This is a genomic window from Methanobrevibacter sp., assembly GCF_045646045.1.
Classification (GTDB): Archaea; Methanobacteriota; Methanobacteria; order Methanobacteriales; family Methanobacteriaceae; genus Methanocatella.
Genome location: NZ_JAZRJY010000131.1, coordinates 1 through 21,610, shown reverse-complemented (window position 1 = coordinate 21,610; position 21,610 = coordinate 1). Strand labels below are relative to the sequence as shown.

Genomic DNA, 21,610 nt, shown 5'->3' with positions numbered 1-21,610 from the left:
CATGGCTACGATCCGACTTTATTTAACTAAAGTCCGTCTTGGCCCTGATAAAGTAGAAACTAAGATTGTTGATGTAAGATGTGATAGTGAAAGTGAAAATACCGTTAATGTGGATTCAGTAAAAGGAATGCATGCAATTATTATTGATGATATCATTGCAACCGGAGGAACTATTGTCAATGCAATTAACATCCTAAAACAATATGGAGCATCATCAATTGATGTATGCTGTGTCCATCCGATTCTAACAAACAACGGTGCTACAAGAATCTATGCTGCCGGTGCTAATAAAATCATCGGAACTAACAGTTTATCTTCTGACACTTCACGTGTATCTATTGCAAAAGCTATTGCGGATGCATTGAGGGATTAAGATGGATAAAGAACAGATTAAATCTGAATTAAGGGATAAATCTAATAATATTTTAGCAAAATATGATGAGATGGACGTTGTTGAAAACGTTTCAGTAATGAATATGGCTGCAAAAACAGTATTTCTGGGATCTCTTAAAGTTTACCGGACTGAAGTTATTCCTAATGTTATGAGAGATCTTGAAAAGGAACTGAAAGGCTATGGCCAGCTGGTCATACGGGACCAGAGAGTCACTCCTTGTTGTTCTCCAAGTTACACCCATATCAGTTTTAATATTACCATTTCAAATTAGATAGTATGAAAGAATTCAAGCTGGAGTCACCATATAAACCATTGGGTGACCAACCAAAAGCCATTAACTCATTAGCTGAAGGCATAAAAAATGGACTGAAAGAACAAACTCTTTTAGGGGTTACCGGTTCTGGAAAGACTTTTACAATGGCTAATGTCATTGAAAAAGTTCAAAAACCAACTTTAGTTATTTCACATAATAAGACCTTGGCTGCGCAATTATACGAGGAATTTAAAGAATTTTTTCCGGATAATGCGGTAGAATATTTTGTCAGCTATTATGATTATTATCAGCCGGAGGCATATGTGCCAAGAACGGACACCTTCATTGATAAAGAATCCTCTGTTAATGAAGACATTGATATGATGCGACACTCAGCAACCCAGTCACTGCTTTCAAGGGATGATGTTATTGTTGTCAGTAGTGTAAGCTGCATTTATGGTATAGGTTCTCCTGAAGACTATGGGGAATTTGCATTCGGAATAGCTGTTGGCGATATCTATGACCGTTCAGAAATTATTAAAAGGCTAGTTTTCATGCAATATGAGCGAAATGATATTGAATTTGACCGAGGACAGTTCAGGGTCAGGGGTGATGTCATTGAAATCAATCCGGTTCATGGAACGCCTCCGATAAGAATTGAACTCTTTGGTGATGAAATAGATGCAATAAGCATTATAGATAATGTTACGGGAAAGAAAAAAGAAAGCCTTCAAAGATACATGATCTTCCCTGCAAAGCACTTCGTTGTTGGACAGGATAAAATGGATGTGGCATTGGCCAACATTAAAACGGAATTAAATGAAAGATTGAATGAGCTAAATGCTATGAATAAACTGTTGGAAGCTCAAAGATTAGAACAAAGAACCCGTTTTGATATTGAAATGCTTCAGGAAATGGGATACTGTCCTGGAGTAGAAAACTATTCAATGCATTTGTCCGGACGTCAGTGGGGAGAAAAGCCATACTCTCTTTTAAAATATTTCCCTGATGATTTTTTAACAATTATTGATGAATCGCATGTAACGGTTCCCCAGATTCGCGGAATGTATAATGGAGACCGTGCACGTAAAGAAACCCTTGTGGAATATGGATTCAGACTGCCGTCAGCAAAGGAAAACAGGCCTTTAAGGTTTGATGAGTTTGAATCAAGTATAGACAAGGTAATCTATGTATCTGCAACTCCTGGACCATATGAGCTTGCAAAGTCACGAAATGTTGTTGAACAGATTATTCGTCCGACAGGTCTGGTTGATCCTGAAGTAATAATAAGGCCGGTTGAAGGCCAGGTTGAAGATTTGCTTGGTGAAGTTAAAAAGAGAGCCGAAAGGGATGAACGTGTGCTTGTCACAACACTGACTAAAAGAATGGCTGAGGATTTAACTGATTACTATGCAAAAATCGGTGTAAAAGTAAGGTATATGCACTCCGAAATTGATACCCTTGAAAGAATTGATATTGTTGATGATTTGAGAAGGGGAACATTTGATGTTCTTGTTGGTGTAAACCTATTGAGGGAAGGACTTGATTTACCTGAAGTGTCTCTTGTAGCCATTCTGGATGCTGACAAGGAAGGATTTTTAAGAAACGAGACATCATTAATACAAACCATTGGCCGTGCTGCAAGAAATGTCAACGGTCAGGTAATAATGTATGTGGATGAAATGACCCAGTCAGTTAGAAATGCAACTGATATCACTAGAAAACGTCGCTTCCTCCAGATGAAATATAATGAGGAACATGGCATTGTACCGAAATCCACTACAAGAACCCTTAAAGAAAAAACTGAAGCTGAAGAAAAGATTGCATCCGGTGCAGACATTAGTAAAATGCCTAAAGATGAGTTAAGACTACTCATTAAGGATGTTGAAAGTGACATGAAAGAAGCAGCTGCAAGGCTTGACTTTGAACGGGCAGCTGAGTTAAGAAACAAATTATATGCACTTAAAGGTTTTGAAAAGAACTGATTTTTTAACATTAATGCGCCGACAGATTAAAAGTTAATATCTAAAAAATTTATAGTATAATCATGGGCTGGAAAAAAATCAACAGATATCTGATATATTTGATTTCATTATTCATTATTTCATTGGGAGCTTCCTTATCAATTAAAGCTAATTTGGGAACTTCTCCATTAATATGTCTTCCTTATGTCTGTAGCTTGATTGTTAAATTGAGTGTTGGGGAAGTAATGTTTGTAATTACGGTTATCTACATTCTCATTCAGGTTGTCCTTTTAGGCAGGGATTTTGAAAAAAGACAATATCTTCAATTTATAATAGGTTCAATTTTCTCTTTTTTTGTTGATTTTTCATTGATGCTTGTTAATTTCATCAATCCTGCTGATTATTTAAGTCAATTATTGTTATTGCTTGTAAGCTGTGTTGTAGTTGCTTTTGGAGTACTGCTTGAAATTCAAACTGAAGTGGTCTATCTTCCTGCAGACGGTATTATTGTAGCTATTGCCAAAGTATTGAATAAGGAGTTTTCAAAGGTAAAGCCATATGTCGACACCTCAATGGTTGTGATGGCGGCCATTTTGTCAGTTGTATTTTTGGGATATCTTGCAGGAGTGCGTGAAGGTACAGTTATTTCAGCTTTGATAATTGGTCCAATCGTTAAAATACTTAAAAATTACTTTGATCCATATATTTCCAGTTTGATTGAATAATTAATGAAATATTTGAAAAATATTCTATTTATAGTATTGAATAACATTTTTTTGAGTGTTAATCAATTCTTTTTTTTAAGATATTTCTTGTCAAATGCTCTCTCTAATAGTTTATATAGTATAGAACAAAAATATTATAATTAAGATTTTTGGGGAAATTAATTATGGCGGAAGAGTCTAAAAAACAGATTGTCATTAAGGGAGCTAGGGAGCATAATCTGCAAAATATTGATGTTAGCATCCCTCGTGATGAATTTGTTGTAATTACTGGATTAAGTGGTTCTGGAAAGTCTTCATTGGCTTTTGATACAATTTATGCTGAAGGACAGCGTAGATATGTTGAATCATTATCTGCTTATGCAAGACAGTTTTTGGGTCAGATGAAAAAGCCGGAAATGGAGTATATTGAAGGTTTATCTCCAGCTATTTCAATCGATCAGAAAACAACCAGAGAAAATCCAAGGTCAACCGTAGGTACCATTACGGAAGTTTATGATTATTTAAGATTATTGTTTGCAAGAATAGGTATTCCACACTGTCCAAATTGTGGACGTGAAATATCTCACCAGACTATAGGTCAAATTGGGGACAGCATAATTGAAGAGGGGGAAGGCATTAAAATTCAGATATTATCTCCAATTGTCCGTGATAGAAAAGGTCAGCATAAGGATGTCCTGGAAGATTTGAGAAACAAAGGTTTCGTTCGTGTAAGGGTTGATGGTGAAATCCGTGATTTGGAGGAAGATATTGACCTTGCAAAGACTTACAGGCACAATATTGAAGTGGTTGTTGACAGATTAAAAATCAGAAAAGACGTTGATTTTAAAAGAAGATTGGTTGATTCACTTGAAACTGCAGCAGAATTTGCAGAGGGATTAATCAATGTATTGTTTACAGCAGACGATGGAGAATATGAGAAAAAATACTCCGAACACTTTGCTTGTGTAGATTGTGGAATAAACTTTGAAGAGTTAACTCCACGTATGTTTTCATTCAATGCTCCTCAGGGGGCCTGTCCTGAATGTAATGGTATAGGTTCAAAGATGGAAATAGATCCTGCTTTAATTGTACCAAATCCTCATTTTACTCTGAATGAAGGTGCTATTGCTCCATGGTCAAAATCTGCTAAAAGAGAAAATTACTATTATCAGATGCTTGAAGCAGTTTCAAATTACTTTAACTTTAGTATGGATGTTCCATTCAATGAGCTTCCTCAGGAATATCAGGATACTATATTATACGGATGCAATGACAAGATTCCATTTACTTTTAAAAGAAGAAACAAATCTTACATGGTCAATCGAAGATTTGAAGGAGTAATTCCAAGAATGGAGAGATTATATCTTGAGACCAAATCAAATTATTCAAGAAAATACATTTCAAAATTCATGAGCGACAGAAAATGTCATGTCTGTAACGGTAAAAGGTTACGTCCTGAAGTCCTTGCAGTTACTGTTGGGGGTAAATCAATTGCTGATGTTGTAGAACTTCCAATAAAGGATTCGTATCAGTTTTTCCTTGATTTGGACTTAACTGAAAGAGAACAATTCATCGCAAAAGAAGTTTTAAAAGAAATCAGAGAAAGATTAAAATTCCTTGTTGATGTAGGACTTGACTATTTGTCAATGGAGAGGTCTTCAGGTACCTTATCTGGTGGTGAAGCTCAAAGAATTAGATTGGCAACTCAAATAGGTTCCGGTCTGGTAGGAGTTTTATACATTTTGGATGAGCCGAGTATAGGTCTTCACCAAAGAGACAATGTTAAGTTAATTGGAACATTAAAAAGGCTTAAAAATCTTGGAAATACTGTTGTTGTCGTTGAACACGATGAAGAAACAATATTGTCTGCAGACCATGTGGTGGATATAGGTCCTGGGGCTGGTGAGCATGGTGGTAAAGTAATTACTCAGGGTACGCCACAGGAAATCATGATGTGTGAAGATTCAGTTACTGGAAGATATCTGTCAAGAAAAGAAGTTATAGATGTTCCTAAAACTCGCCGTGAAGGAAATGGTGAATTTATAACAATCAAAGGAGCAAAACAAAATAATCTAAAAGATATTGATGTTGAAATTCCTTTGGGTAAATTTACCTGCGTTACAGGGGTCAGTGGTTCCGGAAAAAGTAGTTTAATCAATGAGATTTTATATAAAGGAACTAAAGGTGAATTATCCCATAAATTTACTTTTGCAGGTAAATATGATGAAATTGAAGGATTAAAAAATATTGATAAAGTCATAGCTATTGATCAAAAGCCAATTGGACGTACACCAAGATCCAATCCTGCAACATACACTGGAGTATTTACAGATATTCGTGATTTATTTGCAAACACTCCCGAATCCAAAGCAAGAGGATATAAACCTGGAAGATTTAGTTTTAATGTTAAAGGTGGAAGATGTGAAGCATGTTCTGGGGACGGTATTGTTCAAATTGAAATGCACTTTTTAGCTGATGTTTATGTTCCATGTGAAGTATGTGGCGGTAAAAGATACAATGATGAAACATTGGATGTCCGTTATAAAGGTAAAAATATCTATGAAGTCTTGGAAATGACTGTAGAAGAAGCATTGGAATTCTTTGAACATATTCCAAAAATACATAAAAAACTTAAAACATTGGATGATGTTGGATTGGGATATATGAAGATAGGCCAGCCTGCAACTACATTATCTGGTGGTGAAGCTCAAAGAATTAAACTGGCTAAAGAGTTATCAAGAACAAGTACAGGTAATACATTATATATTTTAGATGAACCGACAACAGGTCTTCACTTTGCTGATATTAAACGTTTGCTTGATGTTCTTGCCAGATTGACTGATGCAGGTAATTCAATTGTTGTCATTGAACATAACCTGGATGTTATTAAAACTGCAGACCACATCATTGACCTGGGTCCTGAAGGAGGAGATGGAGGAGGATGTGTTATTGCAACAGGAACTCCTGAAGAAGTATCTAAAAGCGGAACATATACTGGTGAATTTTTAGATAAAATACTCAATGAAAATATTACTCCTTATGCAAAAGAATTAATGGATGCTAAATGATTATTTTAGCATTTTTTTATTATTTTAAATTGTTTTAATATAAAAAAAGTTTTTTTCATCAATGTTTCATTGTGAAGCAAAGCCTCACAATAAAACACTGTCTGTATGGGAATTCTTATGTTTGTAAATTATTTTTTTAATTATTTAAATATTTTGTTTCTAAAAAGCAATAAGATATTTTTCAATCAACAAAAATATTATTAATAAAGATTATATAAAATTAATATTTGAGGAGATAATGTGAATTTTAATTTTTATGAAGCATTTTTAATTTTTATTCGCGGAATATTAATGGGTTCCGCTGATATTGTTCCGGGTGTTAGTGGAGGAACAATGGCATTGATAACTGGAATTTATGGACATTTGATTGAAGCAATCAGTAATATTAGATTCGGATTTTTAAAGCCTTTATTTAAAGGGGATTTTAAAGGAAGCTGGAATAAATTGCTTGAGGAATTTGATTTTAAATTTTTAATTCCTTTGGTTTTAGGTATAGGAGTTGCTTTTTTAACATTGGCTAAAGTGGTTACCTATTGTATGGATGTTCATACTGCATTAACATTTTCATTCTTCTTAGGTTTAATTATAGCTTCTGCTGTGGTATTATTTAAAAAACTCAATAAAATCAGTTTAACTTGCATAATATTTGCAGCAATCGGTTGTATTTTAACTTATATGTTCGTCAGCTTAAATCCAATAGCTGCTAATCATTCTTTAATTGTTTTGTTTTTTTCAGGAATGATTGCAATTTGTGCTATGATTTTGCCTGGTGTTTCAGGGTCCTTTTTATTATTATTGCTTGGACAATACAAATACATGTTGAATGCCCTTCATCAACTTCATTTCACAGAAATAATTGTTTTTATAGTGGGTGCATTAATAGGTATTCTAGGATTTTCAAAAATATTAAATTATTTACTTAAAAATTATGAAGAAGTAACAATGGCATTTCTTATAGGTGTTATGCTTGGATCACTTAGAGTTCCTGGTGTTGAAATAGTCAAGGCCACAGCTTTAAACGTTTCCGCTTTATTGCCATGTTTAATCGTTGCAGTTATTGCCTTTGTAATTATTATAGTTATGGAAACCAGATTTGATTACATTGAGTAATCAAATTCATTCTTTTTTTTAGATAAATATGATTTCGTTAAATTTTTTCACTTTTTATCGATATGTTTTCCACAAAAAAGTTAAATAAAATAAAAAACTCAAATTATATTAATGGTGCATGGAATTTTTAAAAATTTTAGGGAAAGAAATGTTGCAATTACGGATGGTGTTTTTGCAATCGCTATGACAATTCTTGTTTTGGAAATTGCAGTTCCAACAGTATCTGACATAACATCAGGGGTTGCTTTAAATGAATATTTCGTAAATTATCTGCTTCCATCTATTTTAATATATTTCTTAAGTTTCTATATTGTATATAATTTTTGGGAAAATACGGTTATTCTTTTTAATTTTAAAAAAGTGAGCAATAATGTATTGTCGTTAAATATTCTTACGTTGGCAACAGTCTGTTTAATACCCTTTGCAACAGGATTTATTTTTCAATTTTATAATTATAAGGTTGTAAACATATTTTTCTCATTATTGGTTATGGTAATCAGTTTATTATATATTTTAATGTTTGTGGTATTGGTTAGGGAAAATTATTCAGAGCATTTTAAGAAAAAAGAAGAAATAAAAGAGACTATACATAAAACGTATGATGATGGGATTGAATTACCTAATTTAAAATTATATGTTAGAGGTGTTGTATTAACATTATTCTATCTGTTGCTCTCACCATTTATAAGTTCAATAATATCTCTTATCTTGGCATTCTTCTCTCCACAAGCTAGTTTATTGTCATTTGTATTGATTTTAATTTTAAGGTTTATAATCAGAATGAAACGTTCAACAAAAGATAAGTTATTTAATATAGAATTGACTGATGAAGAAAAGTATTTAATTGAAAATATTCGGGAAGGTATCTACGGTGAGGAATGAATCCTAATACTTTTTTTTCATTTTTTTCATACTTTGATACTATTATTGTTTGTTTTTAGTTTTTTTTTAAATTAATGCAAGTAATTGCATGCGAAAACATTTATATAGTGCTTAATTCAATACTTTATTAAATCAAAAGTAATTTGTCATAATAACAAATCTATTCATGTGATGTTGTTATTTGAAAAAGTTAATTATTTTAATGAATTATTGGAGGAATATTATGTTTTGGTTTGACGATTTATTTGATGTTTTATATTATACTTTTAAAGAAGATGAGGAGGAGTAACTGATAGGATTTTTATAGGAATAAAATTCAGAAATCCTCACTCTCTTTTAGGGGGTGGGTTTTTCAACAACTCAAATTTTATTAATTATTAAATTTATATTAAAATATAATGCTAGTTTTAAAGAAGATAAAAAAACAGTGGAGATTATATCCTATAGGTTCACCAAAAGGTGCATTAAATCATAAAAGAGAACCTGAATTTGTAGGAAATATTAAATTTGCAAATGATGGTGATTCTTTATCTATTTCTAGATTTGTAGCGGATTATAATTTTAAAGAAAATTCCACTTTAAATGAAAAACTTCTTCCTCCGAGTGAAGTCATTAAACTTCTTCGTTCCCAGGCAGTATTTCTTGCAACTCATGATGAAAAGGTTGAAAATTTCTTAAAATCATTAAATATTAAGGTTAGATATACTCGAGTGTGCGATTATTGTGCTTATGATGGAAAAATTACTATTATCAACTCTGATTTTTCATATAAATATCATAATCAGCTAATATGTAAGGAATGCGCCTTTGATACAATTAAAAATGAGATTAAACTTCATGGTTTTGATAAAAAGATTTTTAGAAATCTTAAAAGTACTCTAGAAAAAACTGGCGATTTAGAAAAGACATTATCTGTCATTGACCCTCATTTTAATCCATTAAAAAATAAGGATTTAACCTTATTTGATAGGACATCTTCAAAGTCAAAATTAAAGATTCCTGCGGTCGAAATGAAGCGTTTAAAAATCAATCATGATTTTAGAGATATTTTAATTGAAAACGGTAATGATAAACTCTTGCCTGTTCAATATTTGGCTATTCATGAAGGATTGCTTAAGGGAAAAGACCTGCTTGTTGTAAGTGCAACGGGAAGTGGTAAAACTTTGGTTGGTGAGCTTGCAGGTATTTCAAAAGCTTTGAAAGGCAAAAAATTTATTTTCCTCACTCCATTAGTGGCTTTGGCTAATCAGAAATATCGCGATTTTAAAAAGAAATATAAAAAGCTTGGTTTGAAAGTGGCAATTAAGGTTGGTCGTAATCGTGTAAAGGCTAAAGGTGAGTTAAAATTGCCTGATTCTGATGTTTCAAAAGCAGATATTGTTGTTGCAACATATGAGGGGATTGATTTTTTACTTAGGAATGGAAATTCAAATACGTTAAGCAATTTGGGTGTAGTTTTAATAGATGAAATTCATATGATTGATGATGAAGATCGTGGTACTCGTTTGAATGGTTTGATTAAAAGAATTAAGCATTTGTATCCCTCAACCCAGATTATAGGACTGTCTGCTACAGTCAAGAATCCTCAATTTTTAGCAGAAGAATTCAACATGAAACTGGTGGAATATCCCGACAGGCCTGTACCTCTTGAAAGGCACTTGGTTTATGTTAGAAACGAATCTTCAAAACGTCATTTGATGGCTAAATTAGCTAAAAAGGAATTCAATACTAAATCCAAGAAGGGATATAGGGGTCAAACCATAATATTTACCAATTCAAGACGTAAAACTCACAAAATAACTAATTTTTTACAGGAAAAACATATTAATGCGGCAGCTTATCATGCAGGTTTATCATATTATAAAAAGGAGAAGATAGAAAAGGATTTTGACAGGGCCAGATTATCTGTTGTTGTTACTACTGCAGCTTTGGCCGCAGGTGTTGATTTTCCGGCTTCACAGGTAATTTTTGATTCTCTTGTGATGGGTAATCAATGGATTAATCCAAATGAATTTTCACAGATGTTAGGTCGTGCAGGAAGGCCAAGCTATCATGACAGAGGTATTGTCTATTTGCTTCCGGAAGTTGGAAATGACTTTGCAGGTGAAAGTGAGGAATCAAAAGCATTAGAATTACTTGAAAGTAATAGTGAAGATGTATTCATTGAATATGATGAAGAAAGTTCTTATGAACAGATTTTAGCTGATATTTCATCAACATCCATAAAAAGCTTTGATGAATTAAAGGAATTCTATAAAAATATTGATGTTCCAATCAGTTTGGAAATTGCAACTAATGAAATGAAAGAGTTAGGTTTAATAAGTGATGATTTTAAAATAACTAAATATGGTAGGGCTACTTCGGTATCATTTTTAAGTATTGATGATGCCGAATTTATTAGAACTGCTCTTGACGATTGGGATTATCTGATTAATTATGTTAGATTATCTCCAATGTATAAGAAGAAGCAGGAATATGATAAGCTAATGGTTAAAATAATTGCAATGGCTCTGGATTTGGAATTGTTTGAAAATGCATATCTGTCTTCAGTCATTCACAATCAAATAGCAAATGCATTGAAAATCAAGTTTTCAACTAGGCTGTTTGCAGAGTCAACTTTGGATATTATTTCCTCAGGTGAAGCACTGGATAAGCTTGATTCAAAATTCCAGGATGCATTAATACGCCTTCAAAGTGACTTTTTAAAATGCAATTGTCAGGACAGACCATTTTGCAGATGTTTGCAACTTGGAATTTCTGAAGTAATAATTCATGAGCGTTTGAAAGGCAAGGATCCTGTTGACATTTCAAATAAGCTGTTCAGAAAATATCAGATTCAGGTTTATCCCGGAGACATATTTTCATGGCTTGATAATTTCGTCAAAAATTTAGATGCAATTAAAAGGATAGCAAAAGCATTTAATCGTAAAAGTATTGAACGTAAAACTTCTTATTTAATTAAAAAAATAGAAAATGGGTAATAAAATGTTTGTAGATGGTAAAATTTTAATTGGTGGTGATGTTTATTTACTACCGAAAATGGCAAATAGGCATGGTTTAATTGCGGGTGCAACAGGAACCGGTAAAACAATAACTCTTAAAACTTTGGCTGAATCCTTCAGTGATATGGGTGTACCTGTATTTTTAGCAGACATGAAAGGAGATATTTCAGGTCTTGCAAAAACTGGTGAAATGAATGATAATATAGCTAAAAGGGTTGAAGGAATTGATTCCTTTAAAGTTAAAGCATATCCTGTAGAATTTTGGGATTTATTTGGACAGAAAGGTTTGCCTGTTCGTGTAACTTTATCTGAAATGGGTCCTACATTGTTATCCAAAATTTTAAACCTTACAGAAGCACAAAGCGGAGTTCTAAACATTGTATTTAAAGTTGCTGATGAAGAGTCTTTGCTTATTATTGATATTAAAGATTTGAAATCTATGATTAATTATGTTGTTGAGCATAAGGATGTTTATGAACCAATGTATGGTGCAATAGCAGCCAAATCAGCAAATACAATTTTGAGAAACCTGATTACACTGGAAGATCAGGGCGGAAATGATTTCTTTGGAGAACCTGCTCTTGATTTAAATGATTTTATAAGGGTTGATGATTCCGGATGTGGTGTAATTAACATTTTGGATGCTCAAAAATTATCTATGTCTCCTGAAATTTATTCATCATTTTTACTTTGGATGTTATCTTCTTTATATGAACAGTTACCTGAAGTAGGGGATGCAGATAAACCTAAATTTGTATTTTTCTTTGATGAAGCACATTTGATTTTTGATGGTATGGGTGCTGAATTCCTCAAAAAAATTGAACAGATTACTCGTTTAATCCGTTCAAAAGGTGTTGGTCTGTATTTCATTTCACAGTCTCCGGCCGATATTCCTGATGAAATTTTAGGTCAGTTAGGTAATAGAATCCAGCATGCTTTAAGGGCTTACACTCCAAAAGATCAAAAAGCAGTTAAAGTTGCTGCACAAACATTCAGGGCTAATCCAGAATTCGATACTGCAGAAGTCATTTCCAACCTGGGAATTGGTGAAGCATTAGTTTCCGTATTGGATGAAGGGGGTGTTCCAACTGTTGTTGAAAAGGTTAATATTGTAGCTCCACAATCATATATCGGAGCAATCGGGGATGATTTGAGAGCTGAATTAATTAATTTATCTGAATTCAAGGATAAGTACTCTCAGGCTGTTGACAATGAATCCGCTTACGAAATTCTTGCAAATAAGATTAATCAAAATGAAAATATGGAAAGTGAAGTACCTCCTGCTCCTGAAACTCCTCCAGCACCTCAAGAAGCTCCTGAAGAGGCTCCTCAAACTCAACAGGCTGAAGGTCCATCTCTTGGAGGATTTGATTTGGGAAGTATTTTGGGTGGAGGACAACCTGCAGGTAGAAGAACTAAAAAGACTGCCCAACAGGTGGCTGTTGAAAGAGCAGCATCAACTGCAGCAAATACTGTTGCACGTGAAGTAACCAAAGGTATCATGAGGGGACTATTCGGACAGATGAAGTGATTGATATGGCCCACCCACATGTCGATGTAATTTCCTCAATGGAAGATGCATCTAAATTAATAGATATAATATATGAATCCAAAATCAGCTATGTTAGAAGTAATTTAAGCATACATCTTCACGAAAGTCAGATAAAGTTATTGAAGAATGTAGCTAAACACAGTAAAAAACATCACAGGAAGGTTCGAGTAAGGCAATATGCAAAAATTTCAGATGATGATAAACATTTTAAATTGCATTCAAAATTATATCTCAAAAGATATGAAAAATTGGCTAAAAAGAATTTGGTTGAAATTTTGGATGTTGATGACTTGCCCTATGATGTTGTCTTAACGGAATATGGCAGTCAAATATTGTCTGAAATTAAAGAACTGGAAAATAAATGGGCTGAAATTGCTGAGTGTAACATTGATGAATTGCGAAGGATTGCCCTAAATACTTTTGATATTTCATATAAGTTCAAGAAAAGTCAGAAATACCAGTTCTAAATGGACATGCTATTGAGTCGTAAGCATTGATTACTTCTTCAATAGCTTCTTTTCTATTTTTAAAGTAAAACAGGTGACTTTCACAATCACAGTCGCTGCAGCCGAAATCCTTAACATACTCATTTTTTTCACTTAATTTCAAAGCCAGTTCACATTCCACCTTTTTGTCAAGATTATATATTACTTCAACAATTTCGCTATGTTTCAGCAAGTAATCAACATGCCAGTGAAGTTTTTTGTATTTGGACAGGTGTCTTTTTACACGATTCTCTAGATTGTTCATTGCAGATCCGATATAAACATAATGGCCGGGTTTAAAATCAATTTTGAGTCTTTTTCCTATTTTTAATTTTTTGCTGGTTTCGACTTCAATGACCAGACAGTAGCAACCTTTCATTATTTTAGTATTGTTTTTTCAATCTTATATCATTTTTACAATTTGTGATAAATATTTATATGACTTTATTTTTTTAATTTAAGGAAGTAATATTGTTTAAATTTATAATAGATAAATTTAAAAACTATATTTTATAAAATAACTTATATTAATTGGTATTGGTGAAATTTATGAATTATTATGAATATGGTGATGAAAAGATTGATGTCCTTGATAATGTGTTGTCCTACATCAGTACAAGAAAATATGGCGATGCACTTGAATGTATAAATAATTTGGATTCTATTGAAATAGATGATCCTTTGCTTCTAATGAGTAAAGCTCAATGTTATTTAAGGCTTGATAAAAAAGATGAAGCTTATGAAGTTTATCGGGAAGCTATAAAATTGTGTGATGAAAATTTGAAAGATGAAAAAGATCCTTTTATTTTAAATATTAAGGGAAACTGTTATCTAATTTTGAAAAACTATATTAAAGCTATAGAATGCTATAATGAGGTATTGAAGATAGATGATGAAAATACATTGGCATTGAGCTTCAAGTCCGTTGCATTAATTAGGCTTGATGAACAGGATGCTGCTTATGAATGTCTCGACAGGCTTCTGGAAATAGATTCTCAAAACAATGATATAAAACTATTTAAAGTGCAATATTTAAACACGATGGAGAGATATGATGAATCTCTGGAAATATTGGATGAAGTATTAAATGATTCTTTTGAATATCCTCAGGCATATATGCTTAAAGCAGATGCATTATATGAAACAAAGCATTTTGATGAGGCTTTAATGAATGTAACTAAATCACTTGAGTTAAATCCGGATGTTTCTTATTCATGGTATTTAAAGGCAAAAATTTTCATGGAATATGGGAAGTATGAAAATGCCTTAGATTATTTTGATAAAGCGTTGTCCATTGATTCTAATGTTGACTGCTATTTATTTGATAAGGCATCCTGTTATTTGAATTTATTTAAATATGATGAAGCATATGAAACTTATGTGAAAGCTTTTAAGCTGAATCCTCACAGTGGAGGTATTGCAAATTCGGATATTTTTTTGGATTTCATAAATGACTTGAAGGCAATTAATAAAAACTAGTTAAAATAGATATATTCATATGGAATTTAAGATTAAATCAAAAGGTCACAAGAATGTATCTTCTCTTCATAAGTCTACCTTTGAGATAACAAAAGATTTGGAAATTGGGCCAACTGCAGATTGCATAATCGGTGTGGATATGGATGACTCAATGTTGGATTTTCCGCAGGAGTTCAAAGATAAAATTGCTGATTCTAATACTAGGATTTTAGTTTTACTGGATACTCCTAATGCTCATGATGAAATTATTGGTTTTGGTCATGAAGATTTGACTTTAACCCATCCTACAGATATTGTTTGCAGAACCAGTGATTTTACATGTCCTCGAACATTGATGATAAAATCCACAAAGGCTGCCCGTGATCTTAATTCTGATTTGATTAATGATTTGAAAAATGAAGAGGTTCTTGAAGTTACTATTAAAATCATTGAATAATAGTTAACTATATATAATCATTAAAAACATATTTATTAATAACCACTTTTGTTTTATGCGGGGGTGGTCGAGCGGTCAAAGGCGCTAGGTTGAGGGCCTAGTGGGTTAGTCCCTTCGCGGGTTCAAGTCCCGTCCCCCGCACTATTTTGAATTTACTTTTTTTGATTAACTATTTATGTTTTAAAGTTTAGACTTATATTTATATAATTAATAAATGGTGATAAAATATGAAAGCAGTTATTCCTGCAGCAGGTTTCGGTACAAGATTTTTACCTGCTACGAAAGCTCAACCTAAAGAAATGTTACCTGTTTATGATAAACCAACTATTCAATATGTTATTGAAGAAGCGGTAGCTTCAGGTATCGATGATATTTTAATCGTAACCGGTAGAAATAAACGTTCTATTGAAGATCATTTTGATAAATCTTTTGAACTTGAACAGACTTTACAAAGTGCAGGTAAAGATGACCGTTTAAAACAAGTTCGTGCAATTACAGATTTGGCTGATATTTGTTATGTAAGGCAAAAAGAGCAAAAAGGGCTTGGTGATGCAATTTACTGTGCTAAAAAACATATAGGTGGAGAAGCATTTGCAGTACTTTTAGGAGATTCAATTACTAAAGGTCCTACTCCATGTACTAAACAGTTAATTGATGTTTATGAAAAATATGATGCATCAGCTATTTCTCTTGAAGAGGTTCCATTGAATAAAGTCGAAAGATATGGAATCATCAAGGGAACTGAAGTTGAGCCTAATGTTTATAATATTGAAAAGCTTGTTGAAAAACCTTTAGCACATCAGGCACCGTCTAACTTGGCTATTATGGGACGTTATGTTTTAACTTCTGATATTTTTGATAATATTGATGAAACCGAACCTGGTGTCGGCGGTGAAATTCAATTGACAGATGCTTTATCAAAATTGGATGCGATTTATGGTAATACCTTTGAAGGAAAAACCTATGATATAGGAAACCGTTTTGAATGGTTAAAAACTTCTATTGAATTTGCTCTTGATGATGAAGAGTCCAAAGATGCATTAATTGAATATATGAAATGCATGATTAACAGATGTGAATAAACCCTTAGCTATCAGCTTAGGGATTTTATACTTTTTTAAAATTATTTGGAAGTGAATTCGATGCAGTACCGGTCAATTAAAAAAACTGGAGATGAAATATTTCCATTGGGCTTTGGTGCAATGAGATTGCCTCTTAAAAATGGTAAGATTGATAGACAGAAAGCCAAAGAATTAATTTATCATGCTATTGACCAGGGCGTTAATTTTATTGATACTGCATACCTTTATGGTGACAGCGAAACATTTCTTGGAGAAATCCTTCAGGGTGAATACAAAGACAAGGTTAAACTTTCCACAAAATTGCCTACAATTAATGTTCGTAAATATGAGGATATGGAAGAAATATTGGCGGAACAACTTAAAAGGCTTCAAAGAGATTCTATTGATTATTATCTTATTCATGCTGTTGATTTAAAAGCAATGAATCGACTTTTTAAGAAAGATTTGGCTAAATTTTTAAAGAAAGCCCAAAGCGAAGGAAAAATCAAACATGTCGGTTTTTCTTATCATGGACCTAAAGATGAATTTCCTACTTTAATCGATGCTTACGATTGGGATGTGGTAATGGTCCAGTATAATTATTTTGATGAGAATATTCAGGCCAGTGTTGAGGGTATTGAATATGCTGCTTCAAAGGATATGGGTATTTTTATAATGGAACCTTTGAAAGGAGGTATACTTGCAGGAAAAATGCCTGATAAAGCTGAAGAAATATTCAAAAAAGCAAATCCAAATAAGAGTAATGCTCAATGGGCAATGGAATGGGTTTTAAATAATAGTAATGTTACATGTGTTTTGTCTGGAATGAATTCTTTTGAACAGCTTGATGAAAATTTAGAAATTGCTCATAAAACTACACCATTATCTATGAGTTTTGAAGATTTGGAAACTGTTGAGCTTGTTAAAAGGGTTATGAGGAATTCTTTAAAAATCAACTGCTCCACATGTGGCTACTGTATGCCTTGTCCGCAGGGAGTTAACATTCCCGAATGCATGAAAATCTATAATGAAAAATATTTGTTTAATCATAAAGGCTTTATAAATCCATCTTTTATGGATTATTATCAGTATGTCGGTGGGATAATGGGCAGTTCTGGAAATGCAGGCAAATGTAACGGCTGTGGCAGATGCCTGAGAAAATGTCCTCAAAAATTGGATATCATTTCTGAATTAGAAAAAGTAAAAAAAGAATTTGAAATGCCTGGAATGAAATATGCATTAACATTTGTTGAACATGTTGGATTTCCAATTTATAGAAGGGTTGTTAAGCTATTAAACCGTTAATTTTTTCTTATCTTATCGCTTGTTTCTTCCCATTCCTGAGATTCAACAACATCATAACTTTCCCGCCAGAATTTCTGTCTGATGATATTTGAAGTTTCTGTAAAAATTTGATTATTTCTTTTTTCTAAAAAATAATCATAGTAATCATATGGCATGGTTATCACTTGATTTTATTAATTAATAGTTTTTATATCATTAAATTCTATTTAAAGCTTGTTGAAGCCACTGATAAATATTGTCGGCATTGATAAAAATTGTTTTTACTAAAACATAGAATTTATTTTTTTGGTTAATAACTTTAATATATTTTAAAGTTCAATTTTACTATATAGGTGAGAAAATGAAACTGGAAGAATTATTGGCTCCATGTCCAAAATGCGGTTCTAAAGATAAAATAGCTCATAGAAAAATGTTAGACAATCATCGTGCACATGCAGAAATGGAAACTGTAAAGTGTGAAGAATGCGGCTATATCTTCTTTGTAAATGAGGATATGGATGAAGATGAGAAAAAGAAATTGTTAAGGGAATTAAATAAAATATATGGTTAAAATGACATTTCATGTAATGATTATCCCTACACTCAATTGTCCATCTAATTGTAAATATTGTTGGGGTTCTGAAAGTAAAAAAGAAATGATGGATATCGAAATTATTGATCAAATTATTGACTGGTTAGCCGATTTTAGGGATGACAAGGTTCATTTCACTTTCCATGGAGGCGAACCGCTTCTTGCAGGATATGATTTTTATAAAGAGGCTTTGGAAAAATTGTCCAAGCTTGAAAATTTAGACGGATTTTCCCTTCAGAGTAATATTTGGCTTTTAACTGATGAATTAATAGATTTATTTGTAAAATATAATGTTGTTGTAAGTACAAGTATTGACGGGCCAAAAGAAATTAACGATTATCAAAGGGGAGACGGTTACTTTGATAAAACAATGTCTAGATATGAGCTTGCCAAATCAAAAGGCTTAATAATCAACTTTGTTTTAACGGTTACCGATTATTCAAAAGATTTTTCCGATGAACTCTATGAATTCTTTAAGAGTGAACAAATGAGTTTAAAGATTCATGCAGCTCTTCCATCATTAAGGGGGGATAATGCAGATCCATGGGCACTAAATCAGGAAGAACACGGTAAGCTTCTTGTCGATTGGTTAGACAAGTATCTTTATGATTTGGATAAATTCTCAATCATGGATTTGGACCATATTGCAAAATCCAGCTTAAGAAGAAGAGGAACACTCTGTACATTTGCCGATTGCATTGGAACAACATTAGCTGTTGGTTCTGATGGTTCAATTTATCCATGTTATAGGTTTGTTGGAATGCCCGAGTATGTTTTAGGTAACGTTTCTGCAAATCCAAGCTTTGATGATTTGAAAGAGTCTGATGCTTGGTCAAAACTTCAGGAATTCAGGGACTATGTTGATGAAAATTGTAAAAAGTGCAGATATGTTAAATATTGTGAAGGTGGATGTCCTTATAATGCAATTGTTGCACATCATACTCCTCAGGCGGTTGATCCTCAATGTGATGCTTATAAAATAATATTTGGTGAAGTTTCAAAGAGAATGAATAAGGAATTTGCAAAATCCGCTTTTGGAATGGGAGAACCAGCTCCTAGAAAAGAAGGTGAACCATTCAGCATTATGGATTTGGCAATGAAATGATGGGGTGTTAATATGATTTGTGACAAATGCAAGTTTTTGGAATTGAAGAAGGATTACAAGATTATTTGTAAACTTAATGAACATCAGCTATTGGATGTTAAACAATGTCAGAACTTCAAAAAGGCTGAAGATGAATAATTCTATTGAACACCTCAACTTCGAAAGTTGAGGTATTCTTTTAAATATTTAGATTAAAAAGTGTTTTTCAAAAGATTGGTTATTTCTATTTTTTTTTTAAAACTACAATTTACAATTCTCCATTAAATTAAAAAAGAAAATTCTATGTGAAATACTTGAAAAAACAATAAATTCTTTAAATTGCTTTTTTTAGTAATATTTAGTATATAAATGAATTCAAAAAATGTAATACTTTTATAGTTGAAAGTACAAATAGTAATACTGGGTATATAAATGAATTCAAAAAAAGTAATACTTTTTGGCTGTGAGTAATACTTTATATTCCGACTGAATTTATTTTTTTTAATGATCTTTCAATGTTGGGATTTTCATTAAAAAATTTTTCAGTAATACTGGATATATAAATGAATTCAAAAAAAGTAATACTTTTGAGGTTTTAGACATGATTGATGAAATAACTGACTATCTATTTGGACTGAAAATGACAATAATTTCTGGTATATTTCTGTTAATTGCCATAATTTTCATGATTTTTCAAATTGACACACCAATTTATCTAAATCCGGCATGGGGAACAGTAATAATAAGCGGAATTCCTATGCTCTTACTGGCCATAACTAGACTGGTTCGTGAAAAATGGATTTCATCTGCATTATTAATTGCAATAGCTATGGTTGCTTCCCTATTGATTGGAGAAATTTTTGCAGCAGGAGAAGTAGCATGGATTATGGCATTAGGTGCTCTTTTAGAGGACTGGACAGTTGAAAGAGCTAAAAAAGGATTGAAAAATTTAATTGATTTGACTCCGCAAACTGCAAGGCTCACTACTGGTGAGGAAATACCTGCAAGCGAGGTTAAACTAGGAGATAACTTGAGGATATTGCCTGGTGAAAAAATTCCCGTCGATGGACAGATAATTAATGGTACAAGCTCAATAGATCAATCTGTAATGACTGGTGAATCATTGCCGATAGACAAAAGCATTGGTGATGAGGTATATTGCGGAACTACCAATATGTTTGGTGCTATAGACATCGAAGCTACAAGCTTATCTGATGATTCCTCTCTACAAAAATTAATAGATTTGGTTAAAGCGGCTGATGAAAAACAAGCGCCAACCCAAAGAATTGCAGACAAATGGGCAACATGGCTGGTTCCTGTTGCATTATTGATTGCTATTGCTGCATGGCTTGTAACAGGTAATATTGAACGTGGAGTTACTGTTTTGGTAGTATTCTGTCCATGTGCATTAATTCTTGCTACTCCAACTGCCATCATGGCCGCTATTGGTCAGGCAACAAAGTATGGTGTTTTGATTAAATCTGGTGAAGCTTTAGAGACATTAGGAGCTTTAAATACATTAGTATTCGATAAAACTGGTACATTAACATATGGTAATCTTGTAGTATCAGATATTATTCCATTTGGAATGTCTGAAGATGAATTATTATCTTTAACCGCTTCTTGTGAAAGTTTAAGCGAACATCCTTTAGCTAAAGCAATTGTTTCCAAGGCTAAAAATGAAAACATTCAAATAAATGAAGTGGAAAACTTTGAAATGTTTCCTGGTCTGGGAGTATCATGTGATATAAATTCCAATAAATTTTATGCAGGCAATCTTAAATTTTTAAGTGAAAATGGAATCGATGATGATGTTGATGAAGTGATGGACAGGCTTAAAAGCGAAGGTAAGGCAACGGTAATAGTAGCTCAGGACAATAAGATTGTCGGTGTTATAGCATTATCGGATATGATTCGTGAAGATGCATCTCAAATGATTAGTGCGCTTCATGATATTAAGACTAAAACTGTTTTGCTTACGGGAGACAATACACAGACTGCCAATTATTTTGCAGGTAAAGTCGGAATTGGAGAAGTTCATGGTAATCTGCTTCCTGAAGAGAAATTGGAATGGATAGAAAAATACCAGCAAAACGGTGAAAATGTTTGTATGGTTGGAGACGGTGTTAATGATGCACCTGCACTTAAGACGGCAAATGTTAGTGTTGCCATGGGATCAATGGGCAGTGATGTAGCTATTGATGCAGCAGACATCGCACTTTTAGGTGATGATATCTCTAAAATACCATATCTTAAGAAA

At 32.8% G+C, this 21,610-nt stretch carries 20 protein-coding genes and 1 tRNA gene; 19 read left to right on the top strand and 2 right to left on the bottom strand.

Annotation, left to right across the window (positions count from 1 at the left end; genetic code table 11):
* The 10 genes from ACKI5C_RS08810 to ACKI5C_RS08765 all read left to right on the top strand — a co-directional run.
* The coding region (locus tag ACKI5C_RS08810; RefSeq protein WP_407432768.1) for a phosphoribosyltransferase family protein at nt 1-373 on the top strand (373 nt) is incomplete at its 5' end.
* 1 nt (nt 374) lies between these two features.
* A complete protein-coding gene (locus tag ACKI5C_RS08805) occupies nt 375-665 on the top strand; it encodes a hypothetical protein (RefSeq protein ID WP_407432767.1) in 291 nt (96 codons plus the stop codon).
* A 5-nt stretch (nt 666-670) separates the two neighbouring features.
* Nucleotides 671-2,632: an excinuclease ABC subunit UvrB gene (uvrB, locus tag ACKI5C_RS08800; RefSeq protein ID WP_407432766.1), complete on the top strand. Its 1,962-nt coding sequence runs from the start codon at nt 671-673 to the stop codon at nt 2,630-2,632.
* Nucleotides 2,633-2,694: 62 nt separating this feature from the next.
* Nucleotides 2,695-3,336: a YczE/YyaS/YitT family protein gene (locus ACKI5C_RS08795; RefSeq protein ID WP_407432765.1), complete on the top strand. Its 642-nt coding sequence runs from the start codon at nt 2,695-2,697 to the stop codon at nt 3,334-3,336.
* Nucleotides 3,337-3,500: 164 nt separating this feature from the next.
* Nucleotides 3,501-6,383: an excinuclease ABC subunit UvrA gene (uvrA, locus tag ACKI5C_RS08790; protein WP_407432764.1), complete on the top strand. Its 2,883-nt coding sequence runs from the start codon at nt 3,501-3,503 to the stop codon at nt 6,381-6,383.
* 291 nt (nt 6,384-6,674) lie between these two features.
* The gene (locus tag ACKI5C_RS08785; RefSeq protein ID WP_407432769.1) at nt 6,675-7,493 is read left to right on the top strand and encodes a DUF368 domain-containing protein; all 819 of its coding nucleotides are present in this window, start codon (nt 6,675-6,677) and stop codon (nt 7,491-7,493) included.
* A 111-nt stretch (nt 7,494-7,604) separates the two neighbouring features.
* Nucleotides 7,605-8,375, top strand: a complete 771-nt coding sequence (locus ACKI5C_RS08780; RefSeq protein WP_407432763.1) for a TMEM175 family protein — start codon at nt 7,605-7,607, stop codon at nt 8,373-8,375.
* A 398-nt stretch (nt 8,376-8,773) separates the two neighbouring features.
* Entirely contained in the window at nt 8,774-11,356 is a 2,583-nt protein-coding gene (locus ACKI5C_RS08775) for a DUF5814 domain-containing protein (RefSeq protein WP_407432762.1), read from the top strand.
* A 4-nt stretch (nt 11,357-11,360) separates the two neighbouring features.
* Complete coding sequence (locus ACKI5C_RS08770; protein ID WP_407432761.1) at nt 11,361-12,908, top strand: helicase HerA-like domain-containing protein; 1,548 nt, start codon at nt 11,361-11,363, stop codon at nt 12,906-12,908.
* Between the two features lie 5 nt (nt 12,909-12,913).
* Complete coding sequence (locus tag ACKI5C_RS08765) at nt 12,914-13,396, top strand: hypothetical protein (RefSeq protein WP_407432760.1); 483 nt, start codon at nt 12,914-12,916, stop codon at nt 13,394-13,396.
* Here the strand turns inward: ACKI5C_RS08765 and ACKI5C_RS08760 are convergent.
* Nucleotides 13,368-13,793, bottom strand: a complete 426-nt coding sequence (locus tag ACKI5C_RS08760) for a GIY-YIG nuclease family protein (protein WP_407432759.1) — start codon at nt 13,791-13,793, stop codon at nt 13,368-13,370. The genes ACKI5C_RS08765 and ACKI5C_RS08760 overlap by 29 nt on opposite strands.
* Nucleotides 13,794-13,963: 170 nt before the next feature.
* On the opposite strand from ACKI5C_RS08760, the gene ACKI5C_RS08755 reads away from it, so the two are divergent.
* The 5 genes from ACKI5C_RS08755 to ACKI5C_RS08735 all read left to right on the top strand — a co-directional run bounded on the left by ACKI5C_RS08755 (nt 13,964) and on the right by ACKI5C_RS08735 (nt 17,695).
* Complete coding sequence (locus tag ACKI5C_RS08755) at nt 13,964-14,893, top strand: tetratricopeptide repeat protein (RefSeq protein WP_407432758.1); 930 nt, start codon at nt 13,964-13,966, stop codon at nt 14,891-14,893.
* 19 nt (nt 14,894-14,912) lie between these two features.
* Entirely contained in the window at nt 14,913-15,329 is a 417-nt protein-coding gene (locus tag ACKI5C_RS08750) for a DUF371 domain-containing protein (protein WP_407432757.1), read from the top strand.
* A 57-nt stretch (nt 15,330-15,386) separates the two neighbouring features.
* A tRNA-Leu gene (locus ACKI5C_RS08745) sits at nt 15,387-15,470 on the top strand.
* 86 nt (nt 15,471-15,556) lie between these two features.
* Nucleotides 15,557-16,411, top strand: coding sequence for a UTP--glucose-1-phosphate uridylyltransferase GalU (gene galU / locus ACKI5C_RS08740; protein ID WP_407432756.1), 855 nt, complete (start codon nt 15,557-15,559; stop codon nt 16,409-16,411).
* A 60-nt stretch (nt 16,412-16,471) separates the two neighbouring features.
* Entirely contained in the window at nt 16,472-17,695 is a 1,224-nt protein-coding gene (locus ACKI5C_RS08735) for an aldo/keto reductase (protein ID WP_407432755.1), read from the top strand.
* Here the strand turns inward: ACKI5C_RS08735 and ACKI5C_RS08730 are convergent.
* The gene (locus ACKI5C_RS08730) at nt 17,692-17,850 is read right to left on the bottom strand and encodes a hypothetical protein (protein ID WP_407432754.1); all 159 of its coding nucleotides are present in this window, start codon (nt 17,848-17,850) and stop codon (nt 17,692-17,694) included. The genes ACKI5C_RS08735 and ACKI5C_RS08730 overlap by 4 nt on opposite strands.
* A 185-nt stretch (nt 17,851-18,035) precedes the next feature.
* Here ACKI5C_RS08730 and ACKI5C_RS08725 point away from each other — a divergent pair, with 185 nt between their 5' ends.
* From ACKI5C_RS08725 to ACKI5C_RS08710, 4 genes are all read left to right on the top strand, one after another.
* The gene (locus ACKI5C_RS08725; RefSeq protein WP_296798137.1) at nt 18,036-18,245 is read left to right on the top strand and encodes a TIGR04165 family Cys-rich peptide; all 210 of its coding nucleotides are present in this window, start codon (nt 18,036-18,038) and stop codon (nt 18,243-18,245) included.
* Nucleotide 18,246: 1 nt separating this feature from the next.
* The gene (locus tag ACKI5C_RS08720) at nt 18,247-19,371 is read left to right on the top strand and encodes a TIGR04083 family peptide-modifying radical SAM enzyme (RefSeq protein WP_407432753.1); all 1,125 of its coding nucleotides are present in this window, start codon (nt 18,247-18,249) and stop codon (nt 19,369-19,371) included.
* Between the two features lie 12 nt (nt 19,372-19,383).
* The gene (locus ACKI5C_RS08715) at nt 19,384-19,509 is read left to right on the top strand and encodes a hypothetical protein (RefSeq protein WP_407432752.1); all 126 of its coding nucleotides are present in this window, start codon (nt 19,384-19,386) and stop codon (nt 19,507-19,509) included.
* Nucleotides 19,510-19,951: 442 nt separating this feature from the next.
* Nucleotides 19,952-21,610, top strand: a 1,659-nt coding sequence (locus ACKI5C_RS08710) for a heavy metal translocating P-type ATPase (RefSeq protein WP_407432751.1), incomplete at its 3' end; no start/stop codon positions are given.

Coding starts and splice junctions, on each gene's coding strand:
- ACKI5C_RS08725 (WP_296798137.1), top strand. CDS start 18,036: ATGAAACTGGAAGAATTATTGGCTCCATGTCCAAAATGCGGTTCTAAA.
- ACKI5C_RS08785 (WP_407432769.1), top strand. CDS start 6,675: ATGGGTTCCGCTGATATTGTTCCGGGTGTTAGTGGAGGAACAATGGCA.
- ACKI5C_RS08755 (WP_407432758.1), top strand. CDS start 13,964: ATGAATTATTATGAATATGGTGATGAAAAGATTGATGTCCTTGATAAT.
- ACKI5C_RS08730 (WP_407432754.1), bottom strand. CDS start 17,850: ATGCCATATGATTACTATGATTATTTTTTAGAAAAAAGAAATAATCAA.
- uvrA (WP_407432764.1), top strand. CDS start 3,501: ATGGCGGAAGAGTCTAAAAAACAGATTGTCATTAAGGGAGCTAGGGAG.
- ACKI5C_RS08715 (WP_407432752.1), top strand. CDS start 19,384: ATGATTTGTGACAAATGCAAGTTTTTGGAATTGAAGAAGGATTACAAG.
- ACKI5C_RS08760 (WP_407432759.1), bottom strand. CDS start 13,793: ATGAAAGGTTGCTACTGTCTGGTCATTGAAGTCGAAACCAGCAAAAAA.
- ACKI5C_RS08775 (WP_407432762.1), top strand. CDS start 8,774: ATGCTAGTTTTAAAGAAGATAAAAAAACAGTGGAGATTATATCCTATA.
- ACKI5C_RS08770 (WP_407432761.1), top strand. CDS start 11,361: ATGTTTGTAGATGGTAAAATTTTAATTGGTGGTGATGTTTATTTACTA.
- ACKI5C_RS08795 (WP_407432765.1), top strand. CDS start 2,695: ATGGGCTGGAAAAAAATCAACAGATATCTGATATATTTGATTTCATTA.
- galU (WP_407432756.1), top strand. CDS start 15,557: ATGAAAGCAGTTATTCCTGCAGCAGGTTTCGGTACAAGATTTTTACCT.
- ACKI5C_RS08720 (WP_407432753.1), top strand. CDS start 18,247: ATGACATTTCATGTAATGATTATCCCTACACTCAATTGTCCATCTAAT.
- ACKI5C_RS08750 (WP_407432757.1), top strand. CDS start 14,913: ATGGAATTTAAGATTAAATCAAAAGGTCACAAGAATGTATCTTCTCTT.
- ACKI5C_RS08780 (WP_407432763.1), top strand. CDS start 7,605: ATGGTGCATGGAATTTTTAAAAATTTTAGGGAAAGAAATGTTGCAATT.
- ACKI5C_RS08765 (WP_407432760.1), top strand. CDS start 12,914: ATGGCCCACCCACATGTCGATGTAATTTCCTCAATGGAAGATGCATCT.
- uvrB (WP_407432766.1), top strand. CDS start 671: ATGAAAGAATTCAAGCTGGAGTCACCATATAAACCATTGGGTGACCAA.
- ACKI5C_RS08735 (WP_407432755.1), top strand. CDS start 16,472: ATGCAGTACCGGTCAATTAAAAAAACTGGAGATGAAATATTTCCATTG.
- ACKI5C_RS08805 (WP_407432767.1), top strand. CDS start 375: ATGGATAAAGAACAGATTAAATCTGAATTAAGGGATAAATCTAATAAT.